Here is a 22609-nt window from a genome sequence, read left to right on the forward strand (position 1 = left end):
GACCGAAGTGTTCCGCGATCGGCCCGACGATCGTGCCGCGGCGACGCACCGCCGTCCGGGTTCCCCGTCGAGGGCGGGAACCTCCCACGGTGGCGGAAGTTCCGTGGGAGGTCCCCTGGGGTGGTGGCCTTCGGGTGGTGATCGACGTGATCCCGCATACGGTGCCGTCGGGCCCCCGGGGGTGGCAACAGCGGGTTGCCCGATCGTTACTCAGGCCGTCGAACGTTCGTCCCAACAGCCGCGCAACGCGGTCAGCATGGCCCCGACGGCGGGCCTCCGGGTGGCCTGCGCGCGCCACACCGCGAACACCCGCCGCGTCGGCGTCGGGATGAACGCGACCGCCCGCACGGTGTCCGGGATGGCGCCCCGGCCGAGCCTGGGCAGCAGCGCGACACCGACCCCCTTGGCGAGCAGCGCGAGCTGGGTCTCGTACTCGGCGATCCGGTAGGCCAGGTCCGGCTCCATGCCCGCGCCGCGGAACGTGTTGACCAGCCAGTCGTGGCAGATCGTGCTCTCGGGCTGGCAGATCCACCGCTCCTCGGCGAGGTCCGCAGGCACCAGCGCCTCCCTGGTCGCCAACGGGTGCCCGGCGGGCAGCAGCACGTCCGCGAAGTCCTCGCCCAGCCGCACCCGCGACACCCCGTCCGGCACGGCGAGCGGCGCGTTGACCCAGTCGTGGGTGACGGCCATGTCGAGTTCGCCCCGTGCCACGGCTTCCAGCCCCTGTGGCGGGTCCGTCTCCACCAGCCGCACGTCCAGCGCCGGGTGGTCCCGCGCCAGGGCGACCAGCGCGGACGGGAGCAGGCCCCGCGCGGCGGTGGCGAACGCGCCGACGCGCAGTCGGCCCACCGCCGCGCCGCGTTGTTCCTCCAACGCCACCTCGGCCTGCTCGACCAGCTTCAGGACCTGGTCCGCGGTGGTGGCCAGCAGGTGCGCGGCGTCCGTCAGCGCGATGCCCCGGCCTCGGCGTTCGAGCAGCGTGGTGCGGGTTTCGCGTTCGAGTTTGGCGATCTGCTGGGACACCGCCGACGGGGTGTAGCCGAGCGCCGTGGCGGCGGCGCCGACCGAGCCGTGGCGGGCGACGGCGTGCAGGGCGCGGAGCCTTCCGAGGTCGAGCATGTAGTGATGCTAAACCTTGCAGTTCATGATTCGTCGCTAGTGCTAAACCATATGGCCGTCGAGACTCGGCGTGTGAAACCTCGTCACGTCGCCTTGGCGGTGCTCACCACGACCATCTGGGGAGTCAACTTCGTCGTCATCAAGGTGGGGCTGGAAGAGTTCCCGCCGCTGTTGTTCTCCTCGCTGCGGTTCCTCGCCGCCGCGGTGCCGGCGCTGTGGTTCGTCGGCTCGCCGCGGGTGGCGTGGAAGTGGGTGGTGGCCGTCGCGTTCGCGTTGGGCGTGGCGAAGTTCGGGCTGCTGTTCGTCGGGATGGGCGCCGGGATGCCCGCCGGGCTGTCGTCGCTGGTGTTGCAGAGCCAGGTCTTCTTCACGGTGGTCTTCGCCGCCGCGCTGCTGCGGGAACGCCCCCGGCCGGTGCAGCTCCTGGGCATGGCGGTCGCGGCGGCCGGGATCGTGCTGATCGCGGTGGACTACGGGGTGACCAGCCCGCTCTCGGCACTGCTGCTGGTGGTCCTCGGCGCGGTGGCCTGGGGACTGTCCAATGTGGCCACCCGGTACGCCCGGCCGCCGGACCCGATCGCCTTCAACGTGTGGGTCTGCGCGGTGGCCGTGCTGCCGCTGCTCGGGCTCTCGATGGTCTTCGAGGGGCCGTCCGCCGCGCTGGCCGCGCTGGGGAACCTGAGCTGGACCGGGGTCGGGGCGCTGCTGTTCATCGCCTGGGTGTCGACGCTGTTCGGGTTCAGCGTGTGGAGCTTCCTGCTGCGGGAGCACGACGCGAGCACGGTGGTCCCGTTCGCGCTGCTGGTGCCGGTGGCGGGGATGTTCTCCGGGTGGCTGCTCCTGGACGAGGCGATCAGCCCGACGCGGCTGGTGGCGGCGGCGCTGGTGATCGCGGGCATGGCGGCGGCGACCCTGCGGGTGCCGGCCCGACGTGCGCCCGATGCGGACCCGGTGCCGGTCCCCTAGCGGTTGCCGGTTCCTCAGCGGCGGTTGCCGGTCCCTCAGCGGCGGTTGCCGGTCCCTCAGCGGCGGTTGCCGGTTTCTCAGCGGCGGCGGATGCCTGCCAAGCGTTTGCGGACGTTGCGGACCATGTCGCCGTTGCCCAGGCCCTCGTACCGCTCCACCGCGAGGCCCCACCAGTGCCGGGCCGTGTCGAATTCCCGTTCCCGGGTGGCCAGGATGCCCAGGAACAGGCAGATCCGCGCCTCGCGGAGCACGTCGCCGTTGGCCACGGCCAGCGCCATCGCCTCGTCGTAGTGTCGGTGCGCGTCGCGGAACCGGCGCTTGTGCCGGGCGACGGTGCCCAGGTTGAAGAGGATGTCGGTCTCGCCGCGCCAGTCGCCCAGTTCGCGGTACCGGATCAGCGCCTCGTCGTAGTGCGCTTCGGCCACGCCGATGTCGCGGGTCAGGCGGGCGATCGAGCCCAGGTTGTGCAACGCCTGCGCGATGCGCGGCCGGTCGTCCAGTTCGCGGCTGACCGTCAGGTACGCCGAGTAGTGCTCGCGGGCTTCGTCGTGGCGGCGTTGTTCTCGGGCCAGCTTGCCGAGCCTCCGCAGCGCCCTGGCTTCGGCGGGCCGGTCGTCCAGGCGTCGTGCCACGTCCAGCGCCAACGGGAACAGCACGGCGCAGTCGTCCCAGTGGCGCCGGTAGAACAGGAATCCGGTCATCGCCAGCACGAGCCGCACCGCATGGCCCAGGTGACCCGTCCGCTCGGCCAGCAGGACGACCTCGACCAGCGTCGGGTGCTCGATGTCGAACAACGCCAGCGCCTCGCGGTCGACCAGCTTCGTCGGGGAGCGCCGGGCGTCGATCTCCTCCGTGGTGACGACGTAGTGGTCCAGGAGGCGCACCAGGGCGGCGTCCCGGTCGGGTTCGCCGTGCGTCTGCTCCTCCGCGTAGAGCCGTAGGAGGTCGTGGCAGCGGAACCAGCCCCGCGGCTCGCCCGGTTCGACCATGTGGGCCCGGCGCAGGTTCGCCAGGAGCTTCGCGGTGTCGCGTTCGGGCAGGTCGGCCAGCGCGGCGGCGGCCAGGACGCCGATCTGGCGGCCCGGGTTGAGCGAGAGCAGGCGGAACAGCCTCGCCTCGGCCGGGTTCAGGCGGTGGTAGGACAGCTCGAAGGCCGCGTGCACGCCCGCGCTGTCGCCGTAGGCCAGTTCGCCGAGCCGGGTGGAGGCGTTGCGCAGGGCGTCCACCAGCTCGCTGATCGGCTGTTCCGGGTCGGCGGCGAGGATCGCCGCCACGATGCTCAGCGCCAGCGGCAGCCGTCCGCACAGGCGCACCAGCTCGGCGGCGGTCTCCGGGGTCACCCGGTCGTCGTCGGGGTGCGCGGCGCGGACCGCCGCGTCGACCAGGGCCACCGCCTCGGCGTCGTCGAGGACGTTGAGGTCGAGCAGCCGCGCGCCGATCAGGTCGGCCAGCGTGTGGCGGCTGGTGACCAGGATGCGGTGCTTCGGCGAGTTCGGCAGCAGTGGGCGGACCTGGTCCGCGGTCGAGGCGTTGTCCAGCACCACCAGCAGCGGTTCGCGGCCGGCCAGCACCGAGCGGTACAGCGCTTCGCGGCCCGCCCGGTCCGCCGGCAGGTGCTCGGCGGGCAGGCCGAGCGCGCGCAGGAACGTCGACAGCGCCGCGTCCGGGGTCACCCGGTGGTGCGGGTCGTAGCCCTGGAGGTCGATGAACAGGACGCCGCCGGGGAACCAGCCCGCCGCCACGGCGTCGTGCGCCGCCCGTACGGCCAGCGTGGTCTTCCCGACGCCGGCCAGCCCGGCGACCGCGGACAGCACGACCGGCGCGGTGTCGTCCGCGGGGCGCAACGCCTCGGCGAGGGTCGCCAGGGCCTCGGCGCGGCCGGTGAAGACGTCCACCGGCGGGAGACCGGACAGCGCCACCGGCGCCGGCGGGCCGAAGGCCACGTCCCGGGCTTGGATCAGCGCGCCCGACACCGTGCCGCTCATGTCGTTGCGCTGTTCGACCACCACACTTTTCTACCGCACGTACCGGTGATTGACGGGTCCGCGCGGTTCCGTTGAGCTTGGGAACCGTGGAACACCGGGTGCTGTCGGCCAGGACGATCGTGGGCTGGGGCATCGGGCTGCTGGTCCTCGCCGCCGGGTCGATCGCGCTGCTGCTGGTCACACTCGGCTCCGGTGAGCCGCGGGACGGGGTGCGGCTGGACGTGATCCGGACGGCGTCGAGCATCGTGCTGGGCGCGGGCGGGGCGGCGGCGCTGCTGCTGACCGCGCGCAAGCAGCGGTACACCGAGCTGGACCTGGTGCAGAAGGACCACGACGCCACCGAGCGCCGCGTCACCGAGCTGTACGGCAAGGCGGCCGACCAGTTGGGCAGCGACAAGGCCCCGGTCCGGCTGGCCGGGCTGTACGCGCTGGAGCGGCTGGCGCAGGGCAACCCCGCCCACCGGCAGACCATCGTCAACCTGCTGTGCGCGTACCTGCGGATGCCGTTCACGCCACCGCCGGAGGTCCGCGCCCACGCGGTGCCGCGGGACGCCGTCCGGTTCCAGGAGCAGGAGGTGCGGCAGACCGCGCTCGGGCTGCTGGCCGGGCACCTGCGGCCGGACCGGCCCGAGGTGTTCTGGTCCGACATCGAGCTGGACCTGTCGCACGCGACCCTGGTGAAGCTGACGCTGACGCACGCGCGGGTGCGGCAGGCGTCGTTCGTGGGCACCACGTTCGTCGGGCCGGCCACGTTCCGGGGCACCGAGTTCACCGGGCAGGCGGATTTCCGGGAGGCGCAGTTCCGCGGTCTGGCGGACTTCCGGCGGGTCGGCTTCGGCGACGCGGTGTTCCGCGGCGCCCGGTTCGCCGGTGAGACGGACTTCGGGGTGCGCACGCCCGCGTCGCTCGCCGGAGCCCGCACGAAGGTCGGCGACGTGCGGCGCAAGTGGCCGGACGGGTGGACCGAGCGGCCGGCCGAGGAAGGCTGGGCGGTCCTCGTGCACGAATCGTGACCATGCGTCGCCCGAACGGGGTACGTATCCCCAAGGCGATCGGCGGTACTTTTCTGGTGACTACTCATGCGTGGAGGTGTGCCGTGCGGTTCATGCGCGTGCTGCCCCACGTGTCCTCAGGTGTCGAGCGTCCCTGAACGGACTTCCGAGTTCTCCCGTTTCCGAACGGCCGCGTTCGCGGCCACCGGGCCCGGCGTCGGCGAGTGGTTACCCCGACTTGGCGGTTGACGGACGCTGGCCGCGTCCCCGGTGGTGTTGATCCGTGACTGAGGACCGAGCCGGTGGCTCCGCGCGACTTGGGGGTCGCGCGCACCCGCTCGACGCAGTCAGGTGATCGGCGGCGCGCCCGCGGGCGGGACGACCGGAAGACCGGGAGGGGCGCCCCGGGCCAGCAGCGCCCGCACCGCGTCGAGGTCGAGGTGGTCGGCGACCAGGTCGCCGAGCAGGTCGAGCTGCGCGGCCCGCCGCCCGGCGAAGTCCGTGTCCGGCGCGGGGGTGAATCCTTCCCGGCCCGCGTGGCCGGCGGCCCAGCGCAGGAACCCGCGGCGGAACGCGTCGTTCTCCAGCAGGCCGTGCCAGTGCGTGCCGGCGACGCGCCCGCTCAGCGCGCCCTCCGGCGTGCCGTCGGGCAGGGTGACCAGGCCGGGGTGCGGGTTGCGGGTGACCCGCCCGTGGTGGATCTCGTAGCCGTGCACCGGCTCGCCGAACGCCTCGCCGTGCGGCCGGCTCAGCGTCTTGTCGGGCGCGAACCGGATGTCGACGTCCAGCACGCCCAGTCCGTCGACGGCGCCCGCCTTCGACTCGACCGCGTCCTCGATGGTGCGGCCGAGCATCTGGAAACCACCGCAGATGCCCAGCACCGGGCCGTCGTGGCGGACGATGGCATCGGCCAGACCGTTGGCGCGCAACCACTTCAGGTCTTCCACGGTGGCCTTCGAGCCCGGCACGATCACCAGGTCGGCGTCGGCCAGGCGGGACGGCTCGGTGACGAACCGGACCGACACCCCCGGCTCGCACGCCAGCGCCTCCACGTCGGTGGCGTTGGAGATGCGCGGCAGCCGGACCACCGCCACCCGCAGCCACTGGTCGCCGTGCGGCGGCGAGGGGCGGCCGAGCACGCCGTCCGCCGCGTAGGACAGGGAGTCCTCGGCGTCCAGCCACAGCTCCTCCCGCCACGGCAGCACGCCGAGCACCGGGCGTCCGGTCAGGGCGCGAAGTTGGCCCAAGCCGGGTTCGAGCAGCGCCGGGTCGCCCCGGAACTTGTTCACCACGAACCCGGCGACCAGCGCCTGGTCGGCCGGGTCGAGCAGGGCGAGGGTGCCGAAGAGGTGCGCGAAGACGCCACCCCGGTCGATGTCGCCGACCACCAGGACCGGGAGGTTCGCGGCCCGTGCCAACCCCATGTTCGCGATGTCGTCCGCGCGCAGGTTGATCTCGGCCGGCGAGCCCGCGCCCTCGCAGACCACGGCCTCGTAGTCGGCCCGCAGACCATCCAAAGTGGACAGCACGGTGGTCATCAGCCCGGCCTTGCGCTCCCGGTACGACAACGCGGACACCTCGCCCACCGCCTTGCCCAGCACCACCACCTGCGAGCTGCGGTCGCCGCCGGGCTTGAGCAGCACGGGGTTGAACCGCACGCTCGGCTCCAGCCCGCACGCCGCCGCCTGGAGGGCCTGGGCGCGGCCGATCTCGCCGCCGTCCCGCGCGACGACCGAGTTGTTCGACATGTTCTGGGCCTTGAACGGGGCCACCCGGACGCCCTCGCGGGCCAGCCACCGGCACAAACCGGCCACCAGGACGCTCTTGCCCGCGTCCGAGGTCGTCCCGGCGATCAACAGCGCACCGCTCACCGTCCGCAAAACCCCCTCGTTGTCGGTCCCGGCTGACATCATCCACGTCATGGTCTCCGCGCCCGCCACCACCGTCCTGGTGCACAGCCCCTACCTGGGTCCGGCGAGCCTCCGGCCGCTCGCCGGCGCGCTCACCGCGCTGGGCCACCCGGTGCTGCTGCTGGACCTGCGGGTGACCGTGAACGCGGCCCCCGTGCACCAGCGGCTGATCGGGGTGTTCGCCGACGCGGTGGAGGACTCGCCGGTAGAGGGCGAGCTGGTGCTCGTCGGGCACAGCGGCGCGGGCCCGCTGCTGCCCGCGTTCGCCGACGCCCTGGAGACACCGGTCACCGGCCTGGTGTTCCTGGACGCCGAGCTGCCCACCCCCGGCCGGAGCTGGCGGGAGGACGCGCCCCCCGAGCGCATGGCGCACCTCAAGTCCATCGCGCGGGCCGGCCTGATGCCGCGCTGGGACCGGTGGTTCGCGCCGGAGGCCCTGTCCGCGATGGTGCCGGACGTGCGGCTGCTGGAGGAGATCGTGGGCGAGGCCCCCGAGGTGCCGCTGGCGTTCCTCAAGGAGCCCCGCCCGACCGTGGCGTGGCGCGGGCCGTGCGGGTACCTGCGGCTGAGCGAGGCCTACACCGCGGCCTGCGCGCAGGCCCGTGACCTGGGCTGGCCGGTCCGCGAGCTGGCCAGCCACCACCTGGCCGCCGCGTCCGCGCCGGAGGACGTGGCCGCGCCGCTGGCGGAGCTGATCGCCGCGCTCGGCAAACGGTGAGGAACTCCGCGCTCAGCAGACGGTGAGAATCGCCGCGTCAGCAGACGGTGAGGATCTCCGCGCCGGTGTCGGTGACCACGATGGTGTGCTCGAACTGGGCCGTCCAGCTCTTGTCCTTGGTGGTGACCGTCCAGCCGTCGGCCCAGATGTCGTGCTCGATGCCGCCGAGCGTGATCATCGGCTCGATGGTGAACGTCATGCCGGCCTCGATCACGGTCGGGACGTGCGGCGCGTCGTAGTGCAGCACGACCAGCCCGCTGTGGAAGGTGCGGCCGATCCCGTGCCCGGTGAAGTCCCGGACGACGCCGTACCCGAACCGGTTGGCGTAGGCCTCGATGACCCGGCCGACGACGTTGAGCTGCCGTCCGGGCTTGACCGCCTTGATGGCCCGCATGGTGGCCTCGTGGGTGCGCTCGACGAGCAGCCGGGCCTCCTCGGAGACGTCGCCGGCGAGGAACGTCGCGTTCGTGTCGCCGTGCACGCCGCCGATGTAGGCCGTGACGTCGATGTTCACGATGTCGCCGTCCTGGACGACGGTCGAGTCGGGGATGCCGTGGCAGATGACCTCGTTCAGCGAGGTGCAGCACGACTTGGGGAACCCGCGGTAGCCGAGCGTCGACGGGTACGCGCCGTTGTCGCACAGGAACTCGTGCGCGACGGCGTCGATCTCGTCGGTCGTGACACCGGGCACCACGACCTTGCCGGCCTCCTGCAACGCCTGGGCGGCCAACCGCCCGGCCACCCGCATGGCCTCGATGACCTCGGGCGGCTGCACCCAGGGATCGGTGTTGCGCTTGGGTTCCTTCCGATCCACATACTCGGGGCGCTCGATCTCAGCGGGCACCGGACGACGCGGGGAGAGCTCACCTGGCTCCAGGACGGCACGCACGGACATACCCGACACAGTACGGCTCAGCGTGACGGCCCATGCGCCGTGTGCCCGCAATGTGGTCAGGCAGACGTCCCGCCGGGCGAGGCCGTCGGCAGCCCCATCCCGTCGGCGGCGACCAGCAGCCTCTTGTCGTAGGCGACGAACGCGTCGAGGTCGCCGCGGAGGCGCAGCGCGGAGGCGAGGTGGATCGCGTCGAGACTCCGCAGTTCGGCCGTCAAGTCCGCGGCACGGTCGAGCAGATCGAAGGTCATCGGCACGAACTCGACCCCGGACAACACCCGTCGGGCACGGTCGCCCAGCCGTTCAGCGTCCCTGCGCACCGCGCGTACGACTTCCGTGCGGGCGAGCGCGCTGCTGGCCACCGGCTCCCGGTGGGCACGCAGCCAACCTCGCAGATCGTCGCTTTCCGCTTCCCGCCGAACCAACTTCACCAACGCCGACGAATCGAAGTAGATCAAAACCGATCCTCTCGCAGCCACTGCAACTCGGCCGACACGTCCACATCCGACTCGACCGGGTCCTCCAGCAGCACGTCGCGGCTGCCATCAGCCGGAACCAGCTCACCGCTGAGCCGAAGCCGCTCCCGCAGGGTGACGTCTTTGGGAGGCGGGCCGATCACCGCGACCGGCACACCGTGATCGGTGACCGTGATCGTCTCTCCCGCAGCCGCCCGCCGGAGATACACGCTGGCGTTCTGCCTCAGCTCGCGCACACCGATGGACTCCATGTGCTACATGGTAGCACGTGGAGTCTAGGCCATTCGGGGCAAAGTCAGCCCACCGCGCGCAGGAACCGGGCCGAGGCGTCCACCGCCGGGGCCGAGGTGTTCGTGCCCAGCAGCAGCGTCGCGAACGCGATGTCGTCCCGGTACCCGACGAACCAGCCGTGCGAGTTGGTGCCGTCGCCGAACTGCGCCGTCCCGGTCTTCCCCCGCACGTCCCCCAACGGCTTGAGCTGCGGCGCGGTGCCGGTCTGCACGACCTCCTGCATCATCGCCCGCAGCGCGTCCAGCACCGCGGGGCTCGGCGGCGTCGTCCGGTGGCTGATCTTGGTCTCGCGGCCTTCGAGCAGTGTCGGCGTGGGCAGCGTGCCCGCACGCGCGGTCGCCGCGACGAGGGCCATGCCGAACGGGCTCGCCAGCAGCTTGCCCTGGCCGAAGCCGTCCTCCGCGCGTTCCACCACGTCGGTCGCGGGCGGCGCGGAGCCGGTGATGGTGGTGATCGCCGGGATCTCGAAGTCGACGCCCAGGCCGAACTTGTCCGCCTGCTTGGTCAGCGCGTCGGCGGGCAGGCCGGCCGCGATCTGCGCGAACGTGGTGTTGCACGAGAACGCAAAGGCCGAGTGCAGCGGGATGGTGCCCTTGTCGAACTCCCGGTCGTTGGGCACGACCCGCCGCCCGTCGATGGTCAGCCTGCCCGGACACGGCTGCGGCGAGTCGGCCGGCACGCCCGCCTCCAGCGCCGCCGCCGCCGTGACGATCTTGAACGTCGACCCCGGCGGGAACTGGCCGGTCAGCGCGATCGCGCCCTGCGCGTCGGCCGGGCCGTTCTGCGCGACCGCCAGCACGTCCCCGGTCGACGCCGACAGGGCGACCAGCATCGCGGGCTCCGCGATCGGCTCCAGCGCGTCCTCCGCCGCCGCCTGCACGAGCCGGCTCATCCCGGTGGACACCGCCTTCGCGGGCTCGGGCGCGACCTCGTGCAGGGTCTCCGCCTCGGCGCCGGCCGCGTTCGCGGTGTAGACCCGCAGCCCCGAACGGCCGGCGATCTCCTCCTCCACGGCCTTCCGCACGGCCGGCAGCACCTGCGACCCGAAGTCCCGCGAAGGCGCCAGCAGCGACGTCTGCGTGGTGAAGCGGACCCCCGGCAGGTCGTAGATCGCGGGCTTCACGGACTGGTAGTCGGCGTCCCGCAGCGCCGCGACCTGGTACACCTGCCCGGCGGGCACCTTGCCCACGCCCTCGGTGATGCTCTGCGCCGTGATGGCCGGGTCTATCCGACCCAGCGCGCCCGCCAGCGCGCCGGCCACCGCCGCCACGTCGCCCGCCTGCGCCGCGTCCAGCAGGATCGACACCACCTGCTCCGGCGACAGCAGCGGGTTCCCGTCGCGGTCCAGCACCGGGGCCAGGGCCGGCTTCACGTCGGCCATCCCGACGGACTGCTGCGCCGCCAGCTTCGGGTGCACGACCGACGGCGCCCAGTGCACCTTCCAGGTGTCCTCGTCCCGCCGCAGGTCGAACTCGGTCTGGTAGGACCACGTCCGGCTGTGCCCGAGGTCCCACTCCAGCTTCGCCGTGGCGTCCGCCGTGGCCGACTCGCCCGCCGACCGCACCTGCTCCACGGACGCCTTCAGCGGCGCGGACTTCAGCGCGCCGCGCACCTTCTCCAGCAGCTCCTTGGCCGCGCCGGGGTCGTCGGTCAGCGCCACCGCGCCGTCGACGTCCCCACCGGCCAGCCGCCCGAGGAAGTCCCCGGCGACCTGGTCGGGACCGGGACGGGACGAGAAGAGGCCGCATCCGCTGAGCACCAGAAGCGCCGCGACGGCCAGGGCAGTCCGGAGGATCACGGGCACGAGTATGCCGAACGGCTAGAACAACACCGTCGCATATTGCCCGACCTGGCTGAACCCGATGCGCCGATAGGCCGCTTTGGCCACCTCGTTGTAGCAGTTCACGTAGAGTGACGCGGTTCGGCCGAGCCCGCGCACGAGCCGTTCGGCCACGGCGGCGGTCCCGGCGGTGCCGATGCCGTGCCCGCGCCGGTCCGGCCGCACCCAGACACCCTGGATCTGCCCGACCTTCGCCGACATCGCCCCGATCTCGGCCTTGAACACCACGTCGCCGCCCTCGAACCGGGCGAACGCCCGCCCGCCGGCGATCAGCTCGGCCACCCGCGCCCGGTAGGACGTGCCGCCGTCGTCGGCGCACGGGTCGACGCCGACCTCCTCGATGAACATCGCGATCGCCGCCGGCAGGTACCGGTCGAGTTCGTCGGGGCGCACCGGGCGCACCAGCGGGTCCAGCGGCACGGCCGGGCTGCCGCCCAGCGCCATCAGCGGCTGGTCGCCGCGCACCTCGCGGGCCGGACCCCAGTCCGGGGTCAGCTCCTCCCACAGGCCGAGCACCTGCTCGGAGGGCCCGACCAGCGACGAGCACATCCGACCGCGCCGCCGCGCCCGGTCGGCGAAGCTGCGCAGCGCGGGCGCGTTGCCGCGCAGCGGGATGAGGTTGGGTCCGGCGAAGCAGAGGGCGTCGACCCGCCCGCCGCGCAGCGAGCGGTGGTCGTACGCCCACACCTCGCCGCCCAGCCGCCACGGGTCCAGCCCGGCCACCTCGACCCGCGCGGCCACCATGCAGGAGGCCACCGGGTCGCTCGCCAGCAGCGCGAGGACCTCGCCCAGGTCCCGCTCGTCCAGCAACCGCGCGCCAGCCAGCCTCAGCACGGTTCAAGCCTGCCAGACGGAGGGCATTCCACGCGCGCCAGCCACCCGCTCAGCCGACTGTGACCACCGGCTCGCCGCCGTCGGCGGTCTCGCCCATCTCCTCGGCGATCCGCATGGCCTCCTCGATCAGCGTCTCCACGATCTGGTGCTCGGGAACGGTCTTGACGACCTTGCCCTTGACGAAGATCTGGCCCTTGCCGTTGCCCGACGCGACACCCAGGTCCGCCTCGCGCGCCTCACCCGGCCCGTTCACCACGCAGCCCATCACGGCGACCCGCAGCGGCACCTCCATGCCCTCCAGACCGGCCGTGACCTGTTCGGCGAGCGTGTACACGTCCACCTGGGCCCGCCCGCAGGACGGGCAGGACACGATCTCCAGCTTGCGCGGGCGCAGGTTGAGCGACTGGAGGATCTGGTGGCCGACCTTGACCTCCTCCACCGGCGGCGCGGACAGCGAGACGCGGATCGTGTCGCCGATGCCCTGCCGCAGCAGCGCGCCGAACGCCACCGCCGACTTGATGGTGCCCTGGAACGCCGGGCCCGCCTCGGTCACGCCCAGGTGCAGCGGGTAGTCGCACTGCTCGGCCAGCAGCTCGTAGGCGCGGACCATGACCACCGGGTCGTTGTGCTTGACCGAGATCTTCAGGTCGTGGAAGTCGTGCTCGGCGAACAGCGACGCCTCCCACAGCGCCGACTCGGCCAGCGCCTCGGGCGTCGCTTTGCCGTACTTCGCCATCAGCCGCGGGTCGAGCGACCCCGCGTTCACGCCGATCCGGATCGGGGTGCCGTGCTCGCGCGCGGCGGACGCGATCTCCTTCACCTTGTCGTCGAACTTCTTGATGTTGCCGGGGTTCACCCGGACCGCGGCGCACCCGGCCTCGATGGCCGCGAACACGTACTTGGGCTGGAAGTGGATGTCCGCGATCACCGGGATCTGCGACTTGCGCGCGATCGCCGCGAGCGCGTCCGCGTCGTCCTGGGACGGGCAGGCCACCCGCACGATGTCGCAGCCCGCCGCGGTCAGCTCGGCGATCTGCTGCAACGTCGCGTTGACGTCCGCCGTGACGGTCGTCGTCATCGACTGCACCGACACCGGGAACTCACTGCCCACGCCGACCGACCCGACCATGAGCTGCCGGGTCTTGCGCCGCTCGGACAGCACGGGAGGCGGCAATGCCGGAATCCCGAGCATCACGCCGTCACTCATGAACAAGCACCTCTCACTGTTCCGCGATCACTGGAGCCGGATGGGGTTGACGATGTCCGCGGTCACGGTCAGCAGCGTCACCGCGCCGCCGACGAAGATCACGAAGTAGGTCAGCGGCAGCAGCCGCAGGTAGTTGACCGGCGCGCCGGCGGGCATGCCGCGCAGCTTCCGGATCCAGTTTCGCACCCGTTCGTACAGGTTGACCGCGATGTGACCACCGTCAAGCGGCAGCAGGGGCAGGAGGTTGAACACACCCACGAAGAAGTTCAGGCCGGCCAGCATCAGCCAGAAGAAGGGCCACAGGCCCCGCTCGACCGCCTCGCCGCCCAGCCGGGACGCGCCCACGACGCTGACCGGCGTCTCCAGGTCGCGCTCGCCGCCGCCGATGGCCTTGACCACGGCCGGGATCTTCTCCGGGAACTTCAGCAGGCCCTTCCAGGTGTTGGCGAACATGTCGCCGGTGTACCGGGTGGCCCCGCCGATGGCGCTGAACGCGGTGTACTCGAACTTGGTCTGGTGGATGATCCCGACCGCGCCGACTTCCTTGGTGTAGCGGGAGCCGTCCTTGCGCTGGAACTCCCGGTCCACCCGCGCCACGTCGGCGGTCAGCGTGAGCTGCTGGTCGCCGCGCTGGACCCGGAACTCGGTCGGGCCGAACCGGTCGCGGGTCAGCTTCAGCACGTCCTGCCAGGTCGCCGTCGCGGTGCCGCCGACGGCGAGGATCTCGTCACCGGGCTGGAACCCGGCCTGCTTGGCCGGGGACGTGTCGCCGGGCTTGCACTCGGGCGCGGTGGTGCTCTGCACGCACGGCGCGACGTCAGCGATCTGCGCGGTGTCGCGGAGGTTGGGCATCCCCATGGTCGCGGCCATCACGTAGAGGATGAGGAAGCCCAGGATGAAGTGCGTGATGGAGCCGGCCGACAGCACCACGACCCGCTTCCAGGTCTTCTGCCGGTTGAACGCGCGGTCCCGGTCCTCCGGCCGCACGTCCTCCAGCGCGGTCATGCCGGTGATCTCGCAGAACCCGCCCGCCGGGATGGCCTTGAGGCCGTACTCGGTCTCGCCGCGCCGGAACGACCAGATCTTCGGCCCGAACCCGATGAAGTACCGGGTCACCTTCATCCCGAACATCTTCGCCGTGGCGAGGTGGCCGAGTTCGTGCAGCGCGATCGAGATGCCGATCAGCAGGGCGAAGAGCAGAATGCCCAAAAAGAAGACCACGTCAGTCCCTTCCAGACCCCACCGAAGTGGCCACGAGTTCCCGCGCCCGCGTCCGGGCCCATTCCTCGGCGGCGAGCACCTCGGCGACGTCGACCGGCTCGCTCGCCCAGCCGTCCGCCTCCGCCAGCACCCGTTCCACCGTGTCCACGATGGACGTGAACGACGTGCCGCCCCCGAGGAAGACCGCGACCGCTTCCTCGTTGGCGGCGTTGTAGACGGCGGGCAGGCAGCCGCCGCCGGAGCCCGCCTGCCTGGCCAGCCGCACCGCCGGGAACGTCTCGTCGTCCAGCGGCTCGAAGGTCCAGGCGGTCGGTGCCTCGAAGGTACACGGGGCGGCGGCGCCGGGGACGCGGTCCGGCCAGCCCAGGGCGAGCGCGATCGGCAGCTTCATGTCCGGCGGACTGGCCTGCGCGAGCGTCGAACCGTCCGTGAAAGCGACCATCGAGTGCACAATCGATTGCGGGTGCACGACGACGTCGATGCGGTCGTAAGGCACGTCGAACAGCAGGTGGGCCTCGATCAGCTCCAGCCCCTTGTTGACCAGGGTGGCCGAGTTGACGGTGATGACGGGCCCCATCGACCAGGTCGGATGCGCCATGGCCTCGGCGGCGGTAACCCCGGCCAGCTCACCACGCGACCGCCCCCGGAACGGCCCGCCGGACGCGGTGAGCACCAACCGCGCCACCTCGTCCCGCCGACCACCCCGCAGGCACTGGGCCAGGGCGGAGTGCTCGGAGTCGACCGGCACGAGCTGACCGGGCGCGGCGGCCTTGAGCACCAGCGGACCGCCCGCGATCAGCGATTCCTTGTTGGCCAGCGCCAACGTGGCCCCGGCCCGGAGCGCGTGCAGGGTGGGTTCGAGCCCGATCGACCCGGTGATGCCGTTGAGCACGACGTCGGCGGGCGTCGAGTCGACCAGGTCCGCCATCGCGGTGGGCCCGGCCAGGATCCGGGGAAGCTTGAACGCCCCCGACGCATAACCCCGTTTCTGCGCCTCGGCGTAGAGCGCGAGCGTCACGTCCTCCACCGCGGTGGCGCGGGCGACAGCGACGGCGTCCACCCCGAACTCGACCGCCTGAGCAGCCAACGCGGCGGGATCGGCCCCACCGGCGGCGAGCCCGACGACGGAGAAGCGGTCCCGATTGGCGGCGATGACGTCGAGAGCCTGGGTGCCGACCGAGCCGGTGGACCCCAGGACCAGGACCGTGCGTGAGGTGCTCATCACCAACCATTGTTCCGGAAGCAACCTGATAGCCCGCACAGCGGTACTCAGGTAACAGAATCATAACGCACGCGTGGTCTCACCCAAACGTGGGCAACCCCTGATCAAGAGCCGCTACGGATTCCGCCTGTAGCGGCCGTCAGGAAGGAGAGCCCCCGTGGGCATCTTGGGTTGGATCGTCCTCGGCCTCATCGCAGGCGCCATCGCCAAGGCCATCATGCCTGGTCGCGACCCCGGCGGCATCATCATCACCATGCTGCTCGGCATCGTCGGCGCCATCGTCGGAGGGTTCGTCGGCCAAGCGATCTTCGGCACCGACATCAACACGTTCTTCGACCTGAGCACCTGGCTGCTAGCCATCCTCGGCTCACTCATCGTGCTCGGCATCTACCGCCTGGTAACCGGCAACCGAGCTCGCGCCTAACGCGTCCCCCCTCGCGCGCGGCGCGACCCCAGCGCCCCCTCGCTTCCCCCAGCGAGGGGGCGCTTCTACACCCGACGCACTCACACCTTTCGCGCCGGCGCGCGCAGCGCGCACACCGAGCGGTGGGCTGCGTGTCATCCCCGTATGACCTGCCCGCAGGGAACCGCGCTTGTCAGGAATGCGCAAGCACGCTTTTCGCTTGCGCATTCCTGACAAGGGTGGTTGTCTTTTGACCAGGTCATGCGGGGATGGCACGACGCCCGAGTCTTGCTTTTGTGTACATCCTTGGCGGCCTGCCTGTCCGGCGAGGACGCTTTTAGCTTTTGACCCAGAGCGATCGCGCCCGCTTCAAGACGAAGGGCGGGCGCTCGCCGCTGGGCAGGCCTCCGGGGAGGGAAGGGCAAGGCCTCGTGTGTGCTCGCGCGAGCCTCAAGTCGGTGTGCTCGCGGACTGGGGCACCTCGGCGACTTCCCAGGTCGGACGCCCGAACTCGCCGATCTTCAGCACCACAGGCTCCGGTGGCTTCCGTCCTGCCTCCACCGCCGCGAGGAGTGTCCGAACCTCGTGGGCGGCATCGTCGTTCAGGTGTTTCAACGCCTCCTCAAGCCGTCGCCGGCCGACCTCGTCGTCGCCCTCTGCGAGAGCCGCTCGACCCAGGAGGACCTGGCACTCGGCACGTTCGAGGGCTACCGCGATGTCTCCGGCCTCTTCAGCGTAAATCTCGTCGGCACGAGTGAGCTTCTTCATGTGGTGCCGGGTAGCCGACGGGACGTCGTCGGGCGTCATTTGATCACTTCTCGTCTTCCACTCGGAACGATCAGGTCAGGCGGCGTTGCCGCTCTCGCACGGCACGACCTCGAACAGGTCGCCGAAGTCCAGTGGAGCCAGCGCGGCGAGCAGACTGCCGATGAAGATCGGGCCCGGCTGCAGGTCGCCCTCTCGCACCCGTTTCACGGTCGAACGGTGCACATTCATGAGCTTCGCCAATGCGTAGTCCGAGCGGATGCCGGCCAGTGTCATCGCCTGGTCAAGGGTTCTCACCTGCAGTCGGACGGTATGGGTGGAAGCCGACATGCTTTCCGCCTCCTCACGTTCCTCCCTGCCAAGTCATTCGTCCGCACCCCAGCGGACACGCCGCTGGTGAACGATAGACACGGAGCAGAGCGAGCACCCCAACAAACTGTTGGGGTGCTGGAATCAGTGAGTACGCTGGACCCGTGCGACCAGGTGACGAAGCGTCGGTCGGTGAACGCATCTCGTACTACCGCAAACGCCGATCCATGTCCCAGGAAGTCCTCTGCGGACTCGTCGGAGGGCGCACCACGGAGTGGCTGCGTCAGATCGAGAGCGGTGAACGGGAGGTCGACAAGCTCTCCACCATCGTGCTGGTGGCCGAGGCGCTGAAGATCAGTCCGGCGGCGCTGCTGCCCGGACCGTTCCGCGCCGTGCCCGGCCGCGCGGACTCCCTCGGCCGCGCGCCGGACTTCGTGCCGGAGATCGAAGCGGCCATGATGCGGTACGACGGGATAGCCGCCTTGCTGAACCTGCCCGAGCGCCCCGGAGTGTCACCCGAACACCTTCGGATCAGGCTGAACCGCGCCTTCGTGTGCTCGCAGACGGAGCGCTGGTCGGAGATGGCGCCGTTGGTGCCGGACATGATCGCCGACGCCTGGCACCTGGTCCGCGACGCTCAGACCGAGGACGCGAAGGCGGAGGCATACGGCCTTCAGGCTCTGGTGTACCGGGTGACATCCGGAATGCTCGATCGGCTAGGCGAGCCGCATTTGCCCTGGGTCGCCGCTGAGCGCTCGATGGCTGCCGCTGAGCGGACCGGAGATCCCCTCCTGATCGCCGGGGGCGCGTGGCGGCTATCGGTGGTGCTCAGGCACGCGGGCAAGCTGACGGAGTCCACCGACGTCCCGGTCATCGCGGCCGACGCGTTGCGAGCCCGGCTCGCGAGCCCGGAGTCGTACAGCGTGTACGGGTCGCTGATGTTGAAGGGCGCGGTCGGAGCCGCGACGCACGGCGATCACAAGAGCGTGCGCGAGTACCTGGCGGAAGCCGCACGTGCGGCCGAGATCATCGGCGACCGCAACGACTACTGGTTCGCATTCGGACCTACCAACGTCGCGATTCACCGCACGTGGTTGTCGCTGGAACTGAGCGACCCGAAGCGGGCAATCGATCAAGCCGCGTACGTGCCGCACGACCGGCTACCCGCTGAACTGGCCGAGCGGCGGACATCCCACCTGATCACCGTCGCGTGGGCTCAATACCTGCGCAAACGTGACCGTGAAGCGCTCGACGCGCTGTCCGAAGCCCGCGTTGCCGCACCCGAGCAACTGATCTTCACGCACCGGGTGCACGCGATGTTGCGCGGGATGCTCCGACGTGAGCGGAGGTCTGTCAAAGGAGATCTCAGGGAGTTGGCGGACTTCGTCGGAGTGCTTTAGGCATACGCGAACACATGGCCCGCAAGCCCCACGTTCAGCCTGCCAGCCCCGCGTCACGGGCCAGTAGAGCCGCCTGCACGCGGTTGGTCAAACCGAGTTTGGCCAGCAATCGGCTGACATAAGTTTTCACCGTCGCCTCACTCATGTGCAGCCGCTGACCGACATCGGCGTTCGACATCCCCAACCCGAGCAAAGCCAGCACCTCCACCTCACGCTCGGTCAGCCCCTCCACCTGACGCCGAGCCGCCTGCCGGCGCGGTTGACCGACCTGGGCCACCATGCCCACCACCCGGCTGGTGACCATGGGCGAAAGATAAGCCTCGCCCGAATGCACGGCCCGGACCGCCCGCAACAATTCCTCCGGCGCGGAATCCTTCAGCAGAAAACCGGCCGCGCCGTCGGACAAAGCGCGCACGATGTTGTCGTCCTCGCCGAAAGTGGTGAGCATCACCACCCGCACCGAAGGCGCGACGGCACGCAATTCGCGAGCGGCGCCCAGTCCGTCCAGCCTGGGCATCCGGATGTCGAGGACCGCGACGTCGACGCGTCGTTCCAGGGCTATCTGGACGGCTTCCCGCCCATCGCCTGCCTCCGCCACCAGCTCGATGTCGTCGGCGGTGCCGAGGATGGCCTTGATGCCCGCCCGCATCAACGGCTCGTCATCGGCGATCAGGACCCGGATCAACGTTCACGTCCCTTGCTGGTGGATGTTCTTCTCGACGAGCTTGCCGTTGGCGAAGCAGAACCGCACGACCTTCGTCGCCCGCGACGAGTACGTCTGGTCGTCGGCCACCAGGTAGGTGCACCCCGACCCCGACGGCTCGGGCGGGGCGTCGGACTTCAGCTCGCCGATCGGGGGCTCCGCGCCGCTGGGCAGCCTCGCCCTGACTTCCGACTCCGCCTCGCCGACCTGGATCGAGTTGTACAACTCCGGCTTCACCACCTTGGTGACGGGCTGGCTGCCGAGCCACGTGTAGCCGCCGACGACGACCACCACGACGATCCCGGCGAGCAGGATCGACCCGACGCCGGCCCACTTCCGGATGCCGCTCTGCTTCGCCTCTTCCACCGGCTCGTCGTCGGACGGCTCGTCGGCGGCGGCGGTGTCCTCGTACGGCAGCACGGCCGCGATGCGGAACCCGCCCGTCGGCAGCTCGCCGACGTGCAGCATCCCGCCTGCCAGGCGTACCCGCTCGCCCAGTCCGATCAGGCCGAACCCGGACCCGTCCGCCGGTTTCACCCGGGGCGGGTTGTTCCGGACCTCGACCACCAGCGCGTCCGGCTCGTACTTCACGGTGACCTGCACGCTCGCGCCGGGCGCGTGTTTGCTGGCGTTGGTCAGGCCTTCCTGCGCGATGCGGTACGCGGCGTGGCTGACCTTCGCCGGCAACGGGCACGGCTGGCCGCCCCGCACGAGGCTCACCCGCACCCCGGCCCGCCGTGCGCCTTCCACCAGTTCGTCGATCGCGTCGACGGTCCGCCGCACCTGGTCCTCGTCGGGCTCGTCGCGCCGGAGCACGCCGATGACCCCGCGCAGCTCCTCCATAGCGGTCAGCGCGGCGCTGCGCAGCACCTGGACGGCGTCGCGCTGCCGGTCGCCGAGCCCGGTGTCCAACGCCATCGCGCCCGCGTGCACCGAAATGAGACTCAGCCGGTGGCCGAGGCTGTCGTGCATGTCCTGGGCGATCCGGTTGCGTTCTCGCAGCCGGACCTGGCGGGACACCATCCGGCGTTCCCGCATCAGGGTTTCCTCACGGTCGTGCAACGCGGCCACCAGGGCGTTGCGCTGCGCCGTGTACCGGCCGACGAGGAACGGCAGCGCCACCGTCATGCCGTACACGGTCAGCATCACCCACGACGCGAACGGGCCGGTCAGGCCCGGCGCGGACACGTCCCACGCGACCATGTGCAACGCGAGGCCCAACGCCGCGGTGACGAGCGAGCGCTGCCACGACACGATCCGGTAGCCCGCCGCGTAGGAGAGCATGATGATCGCGGCTATCCCGCCGTGCTCGACGGAGAACACCACCCAGATGCCGATGAGCATCGCGATCGCCGGGAACCCCAGCCGCAGCAGGTACAGGACCACGTACGCGGCGCCGAGCCCGAAGCGCCACCACGACGTGACGGGTTCGCCGCCCGTGATCCAGCCGGGGTACACGTCCAGCAGGATGATGACGACGATCGCCAGCACCTCGCGGCCGACCCGCCACGGGGTCACCTCACGGAGGCGTTGGGCGTGGGTGCGGAAGAACGCCGCCGGCGCCGTCCGGCGGTCCGCGACTCCCGGCCGCAGGCGCTGCACAACAGACGTCACATAGGACAACGTTAAAGAACTTCCCGGTAGCCGGCGGCGTTCATTGGTCTCGGATCGATTCGACGAAAGTTGACGCGCGGGCACGCCTGCTCGCCACCAGCACACCCGCGATGAGCAGCGCCGCGCTGACCGCGACCATCAGCGTGGACAGGGCGACGATCTCCGGCGACACCCCGCGCTTGCTCGCCTGCGCGTAGATGAACACCGGCAGCGTGGTCGAGCCGACCCCGGTCAGGTAGCTGGACGTGACCACGTCGTCGAACGACAGCAGGAAGGCGAACGCCGCCCCGGCGACCACGGCGGGAGCCACCAGCGGCAGCGTGACGGTCCGGAACGCCACCCACGGGCTCGCCCCCAGGTCCGCGGCGGCCTCCTCCAGCCGGTGGTCCATCCCGGCCACCCGCGACCGCACCACGACCACCACGAAGCTCAGCGAGAACGCCACGTGCGCGGCCAGCAGCGCACCGAACCCCAGCGGGATGCCGGCGAGCTTCACGCAGAACCCCAGCAGCGCCACCCCGAGCACCACTTCCGGCACCACCAGCGGCAGGCTCAGCAGCACCGTCCACAGACCACGCCCCGGAAACGCCCGCCGGAGCCCGAACGCCGCCAGCGTGCCGATCACGGTGGACACCACGGCACTGGTCGCCGCGAGCCGCAAGGTCAACCCCAACGACTCCAACACCCGGGAATCGTGGAACAGCTCCACATACCACCGGGTGGACAATCCGGTGATCCGGCTCAACGACCGGGAATCGTTGAACGACACGATCGCCAGCCACGCGATCGGGGCATACAGGAAAACGAAGACGAGGCCGGCGACCGCGCCCAGCGCCCAAGGCCGACGATTCACAGCACGTCCTCCCCACGGCGTCCGCGCAACACCAGCACGACCACCACGAGCACCAGCAACAACACCGCCATCGCCGACCCGAGCGGCCAGTTGTTCCCGCCCCGGAACTGGTCGTCGATCACGCTGCCGAACGTCGACTGGGCGACCCCGCCCAACAACCGGGGCGTCACGAAATCGCCCGCCGCGGGCACCAGGACCAGCAACGACCCGGCCAGCACGCCGGGAAACACGCCCGGCAGCACCACCCGGAAGAACGTCGACACCCGCCCGTGCCCGAGGTCGTAGGACGCCTCCACCTGCCGATGGTCGAACCGCTCGCAGGCGACGTACAGCGGCAACACCATGAACGGCAGGAAACCGTACGTCAGGCCCAGCACCACCGCGCCGTCGGTCAGCAGGAACCCGCCGTCCCGGTCCAATCCGACGACGCCGAGCACCCGGTTGACCAATCCCTCCCCGTCGAGCAGCGCTTTCCACGCGTAGATCCGGGCCAGATAGCTGGACCAGAACGGCACCAGCACCGCCGCCAGCAACGCGGTCCGATACTTCCCGCCGTGGCGCGCGATGAACCACGCCAACGGAAAACCCAACACCAGGCACAAGGCGGTCGTCACGCCCGCATAAGCCGACGTCCGCCCGAAAATCGGCAGGAACGCCGGGTCCAGAGCGGTCAGGTACGCCCGGGTCGTCCACGGCAGCACGGCCCGCGCCACCCCGGTGTCCCGGGTCGCGAAGCTGAACTGCACCACCAGCGCCAACGGCGCGATGAGGAAAACGCCCAGCCAGAGGCCGGTGGGGGTGAGCAGACCGGTGGCGACCAGCCACCTGCGCCGGGACGGGAGCACGAGCGCACATGATGCCACGCGCCCGACCCGCCGCCGGTTGAACA

22 protein-coding genes are annotated in these 22609 nt (G+C 70.9%); 5 read left to right on the forward strand and 17 right to left on the reverse strand.

Going from position 1 to position 22609, the window contains the following annotated elements:
* Positions 1-210: 210 nt before the first annotated feature.
* Positions 211-1119 (reverse strand): LysR family transcriptional regulator, encoded by a 909-nt coding sequence (locus tag ACQPZF_RS33730; RefSeq protein ID WP_433263972.1) that lies wholly within the window; start codon positions 1117-1119, stop codon positions 211-213.
* 72 nt (positions 1120-1191) lie between these two features.
* Between ACQPZF_RS33730 and ACQPZF_RS33735 the strand changes: the two genes are divergently transcribed.
* On the forward strand, positions 1192-2085 hold the full coding sequence (locus ACQPZF_RS33735; RefSeq protein WP_433263974.1) for an EamA family transporter: 894 nt from the start codon (positions 1192-1194) through the stop codon (positions 2083-2085).
* Between the two features lie 77 nt (positions 2086-2162).
* On the opposite strand, the gene ACQPZF_RS33740 is transcribed toward ACQPZF_RS33735, so the two are convergent.
* Positions 2163-4091 (reverse strand): ATP-binding protein, encoded by a 1929-nt coding sequence (locus tag ACQPZF_RS33740; protein ID WP_433263976.1) that lies wholly within the window; start codon positions 4089-4091, stop codon positions 2163-2165.
* Positions 4092-4156: 65 nt separating this feature from the next.
* Here ACQPZF_RS33740 and ACQPZF_RS33745 point away from each other — a divergent pair, with 65 nt between their 5' ends.
* Positions 4157-5083 carry a pentapeptide repeat-containing protein gene (locus tag ACQPZF_RS33745; protein WP_433263977.1) on the forward strand — a complete coding sequence of 309 codons (927 nt, stop codon included), beginning with the start codon at positions 4157-4159 and terminating at the stop codon, positions 5081-5083.
* A gap of 326 nt (positions 5084-5409) precedes the next feature.
* Here the strand turns inward: ACQPZF_RS33745 and ACQPZF_RS33750 are convergent, their stop codons facing one another.
* Positions 5410-6975, reverse strand: a complete 1566-nt coding sequence (locus ACQPZF_RS33750) for a cobyric acid synthase (RefSeq protein ID WP_433263979.1) — start codon at positions 6973-6975, stop codon at positions 5410-5412.
* A gap of 7 nt (positions 6976-6982) precedes the next feature.
* On the opposite strand from ACQPZF_RS33750, the gene ACQPZF_RS33755 reads away from it, so the two are divergent.
* Complete coding sequence (locus ACQPZF_RS33755; RefSeq protein WP_433263981.1) at positions 6983-7690, forward strand: hypothetical protein; 708 nt, start codon at positions 6983-6985, stop codon at positions 7688-7690.
* A gap of 37 nt (positions 7691-7727) precedes the next feature.
* Here ACQPZF_RS33755 and map read toward each other — a convergent pair whose 3' ends face one another.
* The 8 genes from map to dxr are packed head-to-tail and all read right to left on the reverse strand — an operon-like array spanning position 7728 to position 15673.
* Positions 7728-8585: a type I methionyl aminopeptidase gene (map, locus tag ACQPZF_RS33760; protein WP_433263983.1), complete on the reverse strand. Its 858-nt coding sequence runs from the start codon at positions 8583-8585 to the stop codon at positions 7728-7730.
* Positions 8586-8641: 56 nt separating this feature from the next.
* On the reverse strand, positions 8642-9040 hold the full coding sequence (locus ACQPZF_RS33765) for a type II toxin-antitoxin system VapC family toxin (protein WP_433263984.1): 399 nt from the start codon (positions 9038-9040) through the stop codon (positions 8642-8644).
* On the reverse strand, positions 9037-9309 hold the full coding sequence (locus tag ACQPZF_RS33770; protein ID WP_433263986.1) for a type II toxin-antitoxin system Phd/YefM family antitoxin: 273 nt from the start codon (positions 9307-9309) through the stop codon (positions 9037-9039). Before ACQPZF_RS33770 ends, ACQPZF_RS33765 begins: the two co-directional genes overlap by 4 nt.
* A 44-nt stretch (positions 9310-9353) precedes the next feature.
* A complete protein-coding gene (locus ACQPZF_RS33775; RefSeq protein WP_433263988.1) occupies positions 9354-11153 on the reverse strand; it encodes a penicillin-binding transpeptidase domain-containing protein in 1800 nt (599 codons plus the stop codon).
* Between the two features lie 15 nt (positions 11154-11168).
* A complete protein-coding gene (locus ACQPZF_RS33780) occupies positions 11169-12023 on the reverse strand; it encodes a GNAT family N-acetyltransferase (protein ID WP_433263990.1) in 855 nt (284 codons plus the stop codon).
* Positions 12024-12072: 49 nt separating this feature from the next.
* Positions 12073-13230: a flavodoxin-dependent (E)-4-hydroxy-3-methylbut-2-enyl-diphosphate synthase gene (gene ispG / locus ACQPZF_RS33785; RefSeq protein ID WP_433263992.1), complete on the reverse strand. Its 1158-nt coding sequence runs from the start codon at positions 13228-13230 to the stop codon at positions 12073-12075.
* Between the two features lie 27 nt (positions 13231-13257).
* Positions 13258-14451, reverse strand: coding sequence for a M50 family metallopeptidase (locus tag ACQPZF_RS33790; RefSeq protein WP_433263994.1), 1194 nt, complete (start codon positions 14449-14451; stop codon positions 13258-13260).
* Position 14452: 1 nt separating this feature from the next.
* Positions 14453-15673 carry a 1-deoxy-D-xylulose-5-phosphate reductoisomerase gene (gene dxr / locus ACQPZF_RS33795; protein WP_433263996.1) on the reverse strand — a complete coding sequence of 407 codons (1221 nt, stop codon included), beginning with the start codon at positions 15671-15673 and terminating at the stop codon, positions 14453-14455.
* 157 nt (positions 15674-15830) lie between these two features.
* Here dxr and ACQPZF_RS33800 point away from each other — a divergent pair, with 157 nt between their 5' ends.
* Positions 15831-16097 carry a GlsB/YeaQ/YmgE family stress response membrane protein gene (locus ACQPZF_RS33800; protein WP_184690405.1) on the forward strand — a complete coding sequence of 89 codons (267 nt, stop codon included), beginning with the start codon at positions 15831-15833 and terminating at the stop codon, positions 16095-16097.
* A 429-nt stretch (positions 16098-16526) separates the two neighbouring features.
* On the opposite strand, the gene ACQPZF_RS33805 is transcribed toward ACQPZF_RS33800, so the two are convergent.
* Complete coding sequence (locus ACQPZF_RS33805; RefSeq protein WP_433263998.1) at positions 16527-16883, reverse strand: hypothetical protein; 357 nt, start codon at positions 16881-16883, stop codon at positions 16527-16529.
* Positions 16884-16919: 36 nt separating this feature from the next.
* Positions 16920-17171, reverse strand: coding sequence for a transcriptional regulator (locus tag ACQPZF_RS33810; RefSeq protein WP_433264000.1), 252 nt, complete (start codon positions 17169-17171; stop codon positions 16920-16922).
* Between the two features lie 314 nt (positions 17172-17485).
* Here ACQPZF_RS33810 and ACQPZF_RS33815 point away from each other — a divergent pair, with 314 nt between their 5' ends.
* On the forward strand, positions 17486-18550 hold the full coding sequence (locus ACQPZF_RS33815) for a hypothetical protein (RefSeq protein WP_433264001.1): 1065 nt from the start codon (positions 17486-17488) through the stop codon (positions 18548-18550).
* 34 nt (positions 18551-18584) lie between these two features.
* Here the strand turns inward: ACQPZF_RS33815 and ACQPZF_RS33820 are convergent, their stop codons facing one another.
* From ACQPZF_RS33820 to ACQPZF_RS33835, 4 genes are read right to left on the reverse strand one after another with little or no spacing between them, the layout of a single operon-like run.
* A complete protein-coding gene (locus ACQPZF_RS33820; RefSeq protein WP_433264003.1) occupies positions 18585-19235 on the reverse strand; it encodes a response regulator in 651 nt (216 codons plus the stop codon).
* 3 nt (positions 19236-19238) lie between these two features.
* Complete coding sequence (locus ACQPZF_RS33825) at positions 19239-20867, reverse strand: sensor histidine kinase (RefSeq protein WP_433264004.1); 1629 nt, start codon at positions 20865-20867, stop codon at positions 19239-19241.
* 40 nt (positions 20868-20907) lie between these two features.
* Positions 20908-21720: an ABC transporter permease gene (locus ACQPZF_RS33830; protein WP_433264006.1), complete on the reverse strand. Its 813-nt coding sequence runs from the start codon at positions 21718-21720 to the stop codon at positions 20908-20910.
* Positions 21717-22565 (reverse strand): ABC transporter permease, encoded by an 849-nt coding sequence (locus ACQPZF_RS33835; protein ID WP_433264008.1) that lies wholly within the window; start codon positions 22563-22565, stop codon positions 21717-21719. Before ACQPZF_RS33835 ends, ACQPZF_RS33830 begins: the two co-directional genes overlap by 4 nt.
* Between the last annotated feature and the right edge of the window lie 44 nt (positions 22566-22609).

It is taken from the genome of Actinosynnema sp. CS-041913 (assembly GCF_050942485.1).
Classification (GTDB): Bacteria; Actinomycetota; Actinomycetes; order Mycobacteriales; family Pseudonocardiaceae; genus Actinosynnema.

Excerpts from the sequence above, each read along its gene's own strand:
- ACQPZF_RS33730 (WP_433263972.1), bottom strand. The coding sequence starts at position 1,119 with ATGCTCGACCTCGGAAGGCTCCGCGCCCTGCACGCCGTCGCCCGCCAC.
- ACQPZF_RS33750 (WP_433263979.1), bottom strand. The coding sequence starts at position 6,975 with ATGATGTCAGCCGGGACCGACAACGAGGGGGTTTTGCGGACGGTGAGC.
- ACQPZF_RS33755 (WP_433263981.1), top strand. The coding sequence starts at position 6,983 with ATGGTCTCCGCGCCCGCCACCACCGTCCTGGTGCACAGCCCCTACCTG.
- map (WP_433263983.1), bottom strand. The coding sequence starts at position 8,585 with ATGTCCGTGCGTGCCGTCCTGGAGCCAGGTGAGCTCTCCCCGCGTCGT.
- ACQPZF_RS33770 (WP_433263986.1), bottom strand. The coding sequence starts at position 9,309 with ATGGAGTCCATCGGTGTGCGCGAGCTGAGGCAGAACGCCAGCGTGTAT.
- ispG (WP_433263992.1), bottom strand. The coding sequence starts at position 13,230 with ATGAGTGACGGCGTGATGCTCGGGATTCCGGCATTGCCGCCTCCCGTG.
- dxr (WP_433263996.1), bottom strand. The coding sequence starts at position 15,673 with ATGAGCACCTCACGCACGGTCCTGGTCCTGGGGTCCACCGGCTCGGTC.
- ACQPZF_RS33805 (WP_433263998.1), bottom strand. The coding sequence starts at position 16,883 with ATGACGCCCGACGACGTCCCGTCGGCTACCCGGCACCACATGAAGAAG.
- ACQPZF_RS33810 (WP_433264000.1), bottom strand. The coding sequence starts at position 17,171 with ATGTCGGCTTCCACCCATACCGTCCGACTGCAGGTGAGAACCCTTGAC.